5 protein-coding genes and 1 pseudogene are annotated in these 6,571 nt (G+C 63.5%); 3 read left to right on the top strand and 3 right to left on the bottom strand.

Translation table 11 applies throughout. The features are described from left to right. The 3 genes and pseudogenes from RWT78_RS26955 to RWT78_RS26945 form a co-directional block, all read right to left on the bottom strand. Positions 1 to 450: pseudogene (locus tag RWT78_RS26955) on the bottom strand (SRPBCC domain-containing protein); the annotation flags it as partial. A 2-nt stretch (positions 451 to 452) separates the two neighbouring features. Beyond that, positions 453 to 1,082: a helix-turn-helix domain-containing protein gene (locus RWT78_RS26950; RefSeq protein ID WP_314682115.1), complete on the bottom strand. Its 630-nt coding sequence runs from the start codon at positions 1,080 to 1,082 to the stop codon at positions 453 to 455. Positions 1,083 to 1,156: 74 nt separating this feature from the next. After that, complete coding sequence (locus RWT78_RS26945; RefSeq protein WP_003945028.1) at positions 1,157 to 2,080, bottom strand: neutral zinc metallopeptidase; 924 nt, start codon at positions 2,078 to 2,080, stop codon at positions 1,157 to 1,159. Positions 2,081 to 2,243: 163 nt separating this feature from the next. On the opposite strand from RWT78_RS26945, the gene aspS reads away from it, so the two are divergent. The 3 genes from aspS (at position 2,244) to RWT78_RS26930 (ending at position 6,409) form a co-directional block, all read left to right on the top strand. Continuing rightward, entirely contained in the window at positions 2,244 to 4,052 is a 1,809-nt protein-coding gene (gene aspS / locus RWT78_RS26940) for an aspartate--tRNA ligase (RefSeq protein WP_314682111.1), read from the top strand. Between the two features lie 18 nt (positions 4,053 to 4,070). Further along, a complete protein-coding gene (locus tag RWT78_RS26935; protein ID WP_003944904.1) occupies positions 4,071 to 5,036 on the top strand; it encodes a DUF389 domain-containing protein in 966 nt (321 codons plus the stop codon). Positions 5,037 to 5,227: 191 nt separating this feature from the next. Continuing rightward, on the top strand, positions 5,228 to 6,409 hold the full coding sequence (locus RWT78_RS26930; RefSeq protein ID WP_314682106.1) for a kinase: 1,182 nt from the start codon (positions 5,228 to 5,230) through the stop codon (positions 6,407 to 6,409). Positions 6,410 to 6,571: the final 162 nt, after the last annotated feature.

Here is a 6,571-nt window from a genome sequence, read left to right as displayed (position 1 = left end):
AAGCGGTCCCATCGCTTGCGGCGCGGAAGAGGATTCCGGGCCTTCAGCCGAGACATAGGTGGTGGGCCTGCCGGCGAAGTACCGCACGTACTGGCCGAGACTGTGCAGGTAGAAGTCGGTGTGCTTGCTCGCGCCGTCGTACTGGTTGTCCCAGTCCTCGGCAAACACTCCGGCGTGGACGTAGCGGACAACGGCGGTGCTCTCGTCGCGGGCCTCGACGACGTATTCGAGGTTGTTGAACCAGCCGTCGGGGCCTTGCATGTGGATGGCGAGTTCGCGGGGCGGCTCCCACGTGGCGATGATCGGGCTGTCCGGGCGGCTGCCGTCGGCCGGGATCTCGAGAGGGGAGGGGAACATCCATCCGGCCGTTTCGGCCGAGATGGCGGCCCAGATCTGCTCGGGGGTTCCTGGGACGACCACCTCGCGGCGGATTTCGAATTTCTCGGACATTGCTACTTCTCCGTTTCGGGCGCGTCGATCGCTTGGGTTGTGATGGTTTGGGGTGTGGTGAGGCTGGGATGCAAGGCGACAACGAGGCGGTGTTTGCGTCCGCCTTCGGAATTGCCGTCGTGATACTTGGCGACGAGTGAGTTGATCGACTCGCCGAGTTCGCCGGCGAAGGCGGCACGGTCGGCCGCCGTGGCAAAGGTGATGTCGCTGTCGATGGCAAAGGACGCCAACGGTTTTCCGGCCGCAGCTGCGCCGGCGATCAGTTCGCCGACCTCTCGGACGATCCGCGCCGCGAGAGTGACGAGCCAGCGCGCCGAGAGTTGATCCGGGAACCGGCCCGGGTCCGGCGCGAGCGCCGACATTGCAGCGGGGGAGATGACGTACGACGCGGCACTGGCCTGCATGATTCGCTCGGTCATGTTGCCTCGCTTGCGTTCCTCGACGAGCTCGACAAGTCCGTGGTCTTCGAGAGTGCGCAGGTGGTAGTTCACCTTCTGGCGTGTCAGCCCGATCCGGGGCGCCAGCGAGGATGCCGATCCCGGCACCGCCAATTCGGCCAGAATCCGTTGCCGAATCGGATCGAGCGACGCCTCGGCAGCTCCGGGGCGATCGATGACTGCTACGTCCAACATGAGAAAACCATCCCACCGACAACTAAATCTGTCAAGACAGAAAAAATTGTCGGTGGGATGGTTTCGGAGATTCGCTATCGCTTGAGGTCGGGCGGGTTGTTCAGATCCCGCGCCGAGTACGTGTCACACGACGAAATCTGGCCGGTCTGGTATCCGGTCATGAACCACGCCTGACGCTGTGCGGAGGAGCCGTGTGTCCAACCTTCAGGGTTGACCCGACCGGTCGTGGACTTTTGGATACGGTCGTCGCCCACCGACGAGGCGGCGGACAACGCGTCGCGAATGTCGTCTTTTGACAAGGGCTTCAGGAACGGTTGACCGGTCGCCTGATCGGGAATCGTGTCCGCAAAATGTGCCCAGACGCCTGCGTAGCAATCGGCCTGGAGTTCGGTGCGAACCGCACCCGACTGCTCACCCTGCGGGTCGGCCTGCGCGCGGCCGATGTCGCCGAGCTGATTCTGGATGTGATGTCCGAACTCGTGCGCGACCACGTACTCCTGTGCGAGCGGTCCGGCGCTGGAACCGAAACGGTCGACGAGTAGTTGGAAGAAACTCGTGTCGAAGTACGCAGTCTGGTCGGCCGGGCAGTAGAACGGACCGACGTCACTAGACGCCTGGCCGCAACCGGTGTTGACCGAACCGCTGAACAGAATGACTTCGGGTCGCACGTACGCCGTGCCGGTCTGCTTGACCAACTGCTGTTCCCAAACGTCGTCGAGGCTTCCGACGGTCAGTGTGACGCGGCAGTTCACATCGGCGTTTGCCTGAGCACCGGTGCACTCGTCGACCGACGACAGTCCGGTCGACGAACTCGAAGTCTCGGTAGACGTACCCAGGAGTGAGCCGGGGTCACCGCCGAACAACAGCGCCAGGATCAGAACGATAATGCCGCCCGCGCCACCGCCGATCGCGATTTTGCCGCCGCGGCCACCGCCACCCCCGCCGCCTTGAACCTGAACGCGTCCCGCTTCGCCGCGGGCCCCCTCGTTGAAGGTCATCTATGTCCGCTTTCTGCTGTCGTGAACAAGTGCTTGCCGTCACTTCTGGAGATAGCTTCGCATGCGATGCGGGTCCGCGTTTCCGCTCTGTGCAGTTCGCTCCGTAGGATCGCAGGCAAAGTAGTCGGTCGTCGGTTATTGGAAGTAGTTCGAAAGGAATCCCGTGCTGCGCACACATCTCGCCGGTTCATTGCGACCCGAGCAGGCAGAGCAGACCGTAACGCTCACCGGTTGGGTAGCCAGGCGTCGTGATCACGGCGGAGTGATCTTCATCGATCTCCGTGATGCATCCGGAGTTGCGCAGGTAGTTTTCCGGGCAGGTGACGTGGCCGAGCAGGCGCACCGTCTGCGCGCGGAATACTGCGTTCGCGTGACCGGAACGGTCGAGGTTCGCCCCGAGGGCAACCAGAACTTCGAGATCCCCACCGGAGCGATCGAGGTCAACGCCACAGAACTCGAGGTTCTCAACGAAAGCGCACCGCTGCCGTTCCAGCTCGACGATCAGGTCGGCGAAGAAGCGCGCCTCAAGTACCGCTACCTCGACCTGCGTCGTGAAGGCCCCGGCTCCGCAATTCGCTTGCGCTCCAAGGTAAGTGCTGCAGCGCGCGGCGTTCTCGCGCATCACGAGTTCGTCGAGGTCGAAACTCCGACGCTCACGCGTTCGACGCCAGAGGGTGCCCGTGACTTCCTCGTACCGTCACGCCTGCAGCCAGGTAGCTTCTACGCACTGCCGCAGAGCCCGCAGCTGTTCAAGCAGCTACTCATGGTCGGCGGCATCGAGCGCTACTACCAGATCGCGCGTTGCTACCGCGACGAGGATTTCCGCGCCGATCGTCAGCCCGAGTTCACTCAGCTCGACATCGAGATGGCTTTCGTCAACCAGGACGACATCATCCTGCTTGCCGAGGAAATTCTCACGGCGCTCTGGAAGCTCGTCGGCCACGAGATCAAGACGCCGATCGACCGCATGACCTACACCGAGGCAATGCGTCGTTACGGCAGCGACAAGCCGGACCTGCGTTTCGGTATCGAACTCGTTGAGTGCGCGGAGTTCTTCAAGGACACGACCTTCCGCGTCTTCCAAGCCGAATACGTTGGCGCCGTCGTGATGCCCGGTGGTGCAAGCCAGCCGCGCAAGCAGCTCGATGCCTGGCAAGAGTGGGCGAAGCAGCGCGGCTCCAAGGGCCTGGCGTACGTGTTGGTCGGTGAAGACGGCACTCTCGGTGGTCCCGTTGCCAAGAACCTGACCGACGCCGAGCGCGAGGGCCTGGCGGCTCACGTCGTAGCCCAGCCGGGTGACTGCATCTTCTTCGGAGCGGGCGCGACGAAGTCGACGCGCGCTCTCCTCGGCGCTGCCCGTGGTGAGATCGCCCGCAAGAAGGACCTCATCGATCCTGACGCGTGGGCGTTCGTGTGGATCGTCGACGCTCCGATGTTCGAGCCGACCGCCGACGCCACTGCATCCGGTGACGTCGCTCTCGGCCACTCCGCGTGGACCGCCGTGCACCACGCGTTCACGTCGCCGAAGCCGGAGTTCTTCGACACGTTCGACACCGATCCGGATTCCGCTCTCGCCTACGCCTACGACATCGTCTGCAACGGCAACGAGATCGGCGGCGGCAGTATTCGTATCCACCGCAAGGACATTCAGGAACGAGTGTTCAAGGTGATGGGTATCTCCGAGGAAGAGGCGCAGGAGCAGTTCGGCTTCCTCCTCGACGCCTTCGCCTTCGGTGCGCCGCCGCACGGCGGAATCGCATTCGGCTGGGACCGCATCACCGCGCTCCTCGCCGGCATGGATTCCATCCGTGAGGTCATCGCGTTCCCGAAATCCGGCGGCGGCGTCGACCCGCTGACGGATGCTCCGGCACCGATCTCGGCTCAGCAGCGCAAGGAATCGGGTATCGACGCGAAGCCCGAGAAGAAGTCAGAGGACAAGAAGTCCGAAGGCGACACCGGCGAAGCCAAGTAGAGCCGACACCGGATCGCCATGCTGCATTTGCGGGTGATCTGCCCGACCGAGCGCACCGAGCAAGTTCTCGGTGCGCTCGCGTCGCAGCGGGGCGCGACACACATCGTCGTGATGCGCGATGTCGCGGTTCATCCTGCCGGCGACATGGTGGAGGCCGACGTCGCACGTGAGGCGGCAAACGACGTCGTAGATGCCTTGAACGAACTCGGCGTCGCCGAGGACGGCGGAATGACGCTCGTACCGGTCGAGACGGTGTTGTCGGCGGCGGCGCGCAAAGCCGAGCGTGACGTGCCTGGTGATCCCGCGGATTCCGTCGTGTGGGAGGAATTGCTGTCCCGCACTCGCGAAGAGTCGACTCTCAACGGATTGTTCGTCGCGTTCCTGACCATTGCGTGTCTGCTGGCCGCGATCGGCGTCGTCACCGACTCTCAGATCACGATCGTCGGCGCCATGGTCGTCGGTCCGGAGTTCGGTCCGCTGGCTGCTTTGGCAGTCGCACTCGTACGGCGGGATCGACGGTTGCGTCGACGTTCGATTCTCGCGCTTGCCGTCGGATTCCCCATCGCGATGGGCGTGACGCTTGCCGCAACGTTCGTGGTGAAGTTCTTCGGATGGATGGACGTCGTCAGTCTCGAGTCACTCCACGAGGTCGATTTCGTATACAAGGTCGGGCCCATTTCGTTTGTCGTCGCGCTTCTTGCCGGTGCGGCTGGGATGCTGGCACTCGTCTCGTCGAAGTCCGCTGCCTTGGTCGGGGTGTTCATCTCTGTCACCACGGTTCCGGCCGCCGGTTTCGCGGTGGTTGCGGCAGCAAACGGAGAATGGCGGATCGCCGGGTTGTCGTCTCTGCAACTGGCTGTCAACCTGCTCGGGATCGTCACTGCCTGCGTGCTCGTTCTCTGGGTCAGAACCCGGGCCGACGAGGAATTCGAAGCAGCGTTGAAAGGCATTTCTCGATTTGTCGACGAGGACAAGACTCCATGACGTCGCCGGTTCGGAGTTCTGCTCACCGACAGCAAAATTCTCGAGAGAACTGTGTGCCGGTGTGGCGATTAGGGTCTTTTGTCATCGCCGCAGGTAGACGGCAATTTCTGTTGCTGTGAGGCCTTGAAGTCTCCGCTGCGAGCGGATGAGCTGGGCATGATCGGAGTCACTAACGGGTAAGTTGGTCGGTGATGACCGCATTACTGGCAGACCCCGTTTCCGAAGTCGTCGCAGCTGCTGAGCAGTTGCTGACACGCCGCACAGGGGCACCCGTAACCCTGGTGGATCCCGTAGATCTCGGGGGGAGTGGCCGCACCGTCGTGCTGCGCGTTCGTGTCGCCGAGAACCCGTTCTCCCTGCCCCGAACGTTGGTGATCAAGCAGGTCCGCGACAACTTCCAGGGAGCTACCAAAACAGCGATTGCGCTCCCGGCCGCGTCTGAAGGTGACTTCGACGTCGAGACCGCATTCCTTCGTGAAGCGGTGTCGTATCAGTTCGCCAACGCGCTCGCCAAGGACGCACGCCCCGGCGCCGAACTGTTGGCGTCCGACCTCGATGCTCGCCTCCTGATCCTGAGTGATCTCGGCGACGCCACCGCAATCAGCGTCCGCCTCGAAGACTCCGACCCGGACACCGTCACTCACACGTTGATGGCCATGGCGCAGGCAATGGGACGCATGCACGCCGCGACCGTCGGCCGTGAGGACGACTTCACCGCGCTTCTGCGTCGAGCCGAGGTTGCGCATTGTTCCGACGAAGTGGCGGATCAGGTGGGACGTGCCGTGGCCAGTGTTCCCGCGATGCTGGTGGAAAGTCTCGGCATCGATGTGAGTTCGGACATTCTCGAGCAGGTTCAGCATGCGCAGACACTGTTCAGCGGTGGCCGGTTCCGTGCCTTCAGTCCGTCGGACCTGTGCCCAGACAACATCATCGTCAACGACGACGGCGTGCAGTTCCTCGACTACGAGTGGGGTGGCTACCGCGATGCCCTCCTCGACATCACCTACGCGTTGGTGTCTTTCCCCGGTTGCCTGTGCAACATCGACCTGACCGAAGAGCGGGCGTCGGCGATGGTCGATGCCTGGCGGGCCGAGGTCGTGGGGATGTGGCCCGCCCTGGCCGACGAGGCCGAATTGGGGCGCCGGATCGTCGAGGCCCAACTCATCTGGGTCTGGCTCAGTACCTATCTGTACCTGCCCGAGGATCATTCGCGTATCGCCGCCGTCCGCGAACATTATCTCTCGATTCCACGCGCCGACGCACTGGTCGGACGCTGGGCCAGGCTCGCACGCTCGGCTCAGCTCGCCGGCAACGACGCCGTCGAGGCACACGCCCGCGACGTCGTGGCGGCGCTGCGGACCGAGTTCAGCTGAGGCCCTGACCGATCACACACAGAAGGGCGCCCGTGCACGAAGCACGAGCGCCCGTTCTCGGTCGAGTCCGCTCAGTTGTCGGAGACCAGATCGTTCTCGGACAGGTCCGGCGCCGCGAGCGCCGGCGCCAGATCGGGATGCCGGAACGTCGAAGTCACCTGG

This window comes from uncultured Rhodococcus sp. (assembly GCF_963525155.1).
Taxonomy (GTDB): Bacteria; Actinomycetota; Actinomycetes; order Mycobacteriales; family Mycobacteriaceae; genus Rhodococcus_F; species Rhodococcus_F qingshengii.
Note: the sequence above shows the minus strand (reverse complement) of the source record. Positions and strands in the feature narration are given on the sequence as shown.